The sequence below is a fragment of the Alphaproteobacteria bacterium genome (assembly GCA_030739735.1).
In the GTDB taxonomy this organism is placed as follows: domain Bacteria; phylum Pseudomonadota; class Alphaproteobacteria; order UBA7887; family UBA7887; genus UBA7887.
Genome location: JASLYQ010000060.1, coordinates 1 through 571, shown reverse-complemented (window position 1 = coordinate 571; position 571 = coordinate 1). Strand labels below are relative to the sequence as shown.

Annotated in this window: 1 protein-coding gene; it reads left to right on the top strand. The window is 38.9% G+C overall.

What is annotated here, in order from left to right:
* Positions 1-480: EF-Tu/IF-2/RF-3 family GTPase (locus tag QF629_13060; protein MDP6014447.1), on the top strand; the 480-nt coding region annotated here is incomplete at its 5' end.
* Positions 481-571 lie beyond the last annotated feature (91 nt).

Sequence of the window (571 nt, the reverse complement as noted above, 5' to 3'; positions counted from 1 at the left end):
GGGGTAAAAGTTGGTGAAGAGATAGAAATTCTTGGAATTAGAGAAGTACAAAAAACAGTTTGCACTGGTGTTGAAATGTTTAGAAAAATATTAGACTCAGGAGAAGCTGGTGATAATGTAGGTGTTTTGCTCAGAGGAACGAAAAGAGAAGAAGTTGAAAGAGGACAGGTACTTGCTAAACCGGGATCAATAAAACCTCATACAAAGTTTAAAGTTGAATCTTATATTCTAAAAAAAGAAGAAGGTGGAAGACATACTCCTTTTTTCTCAAACTATAGACCCCAGTTTTATTTCAGAACTACTGATGTAACTGGGACTATTAAATTGCCAGAAGGAACAGAAATGGTAATGCCCGGAGACAATATTACTATGGAAGTTTCTTTGCTTGCTCCAATTGCAATGGATAAAGGACTTAAGTTTGCAATTCGCGAAGGCGGAAAAACAGTTGGAGCTGGAGTAGTTACTGAAATTTCTGAATAGTTTCAGGGATCGCTCTAAAATGGTTTTGCAACTCTCAGATAGGAGTGTAGCTCAACTGGTAGAGCACCGGTCTCCAAAACCGGGGGCTGCG